The organism is Vibrio sp. 10N.222.49.C12 (assembly GCF_041475025.1).
Taxonomy (GTDB): domain Bacteria; phylum Pseudomonadota; class Gammaproteobacteria; order Enterobacterales; family Vibrionaceae; genus Vibrio; species Vibrio crassostreae_C.
Window position 1 is genome coordinate 1 of sequence record NZ_JBFRVF010000079.1, and the last position, 1062, is coordinate 1062.

General features: G+C 46.3%; 1 protein-coding gene. It reads left to right on the forward strand.

The genetic code is table 11. From position 1 onward, the window contains the following. Positions 1-1056, forward strand: a 1056-nt coding sequence (locus tag AB4583_RS19365) for a flagellin (protein ID WP_372118888.1), incomplete at its 5' end; no start/stop codon positions are given. Positions 1057-1062: the final 6 nt, after the last annotated feature.

Consider the following 1062-nt stretch of genomic DNA (forward strand, 5'->3'; position numbering starts at 1 on the left):
ACATCAATGGAGCGTCTAGCTTCTGGCTCAAAAATCAACAGCGCAAAAGATGACGCTGCGGGTCTACAAATCTCGAACCGTTTGAACGTTCAAAGTCGTGGCCTTGATGTTGCTGTACGTAACGCGAACGACGGTATCTCAATTGCACAAACTGCTGAAGGTGCAATGAACGAGACGACTAACATCCTGCAACGTATGCGTGATTTGTCTCTACAATCTTCAAACGGCTCAAACTCAAAATCTGAGCGTGTAGCGATTCAAGAAGAAGTAACAGCACTGAACGACGAACTGAACCGTATCGCGGAAACGACGTCTTTTGGTGGTAACAAGCTGCTTAACGGTACTCACGGTACTAAATCATTCCAAATCGGTGCGGATAACGGTGAAGCTGTAATGCTTCAACTGAAAGACATGCGCTCTGATAACGCTCAGATGGGTGGTAAGAGCTACCAAACTGAGAACGCGAAAGATAAAGATTGGAACGTTCAAGCAGGCTCTAACGACCTAAAAATGTCGTTCACTGATAACTTCGGTCAAGCACAAGAAATCGACATCAGCGCAAAAGCGGGTGACGACATCGAAGAGCTAGCAACGTACATCAACGGTCAACAAGACTCTGTTAAAGCGTCTGTAACTGAAGACGGTAAGCTACAAATGTTTACTGGTAACAACAAGGTTGAAGGCGAAGTGGCATTCTCTGGCAGCCTGGCTGGCGAACTAGGCATGCAACCTGGCAAAGACGTAACGGTTGATACTATCGACGTAACATCAGTTGGCGGCGCACAAGAGTCTGTAGCTATTATCGATGCGGCACTTAAGTATGTAGATAGCCACCGTGCTGAGCTAGGTGCTTTCCAAAACCGTTTCGACCACGCTATCAGCAACTTAGACAACATTAACGAGAACGTTAACGCATCTAAGAGCCGTATTAAAGATACCGACTTCGCGAAAGAAACGACTCAGATGACTAAGTCTCAGATCCTTTCTCAAGCTTCAAGCTCGATTCTTGCTCAAGCGAAGCAAGCACCGAACTCGGCACTTAGCCTACTAGGTTAATCGATT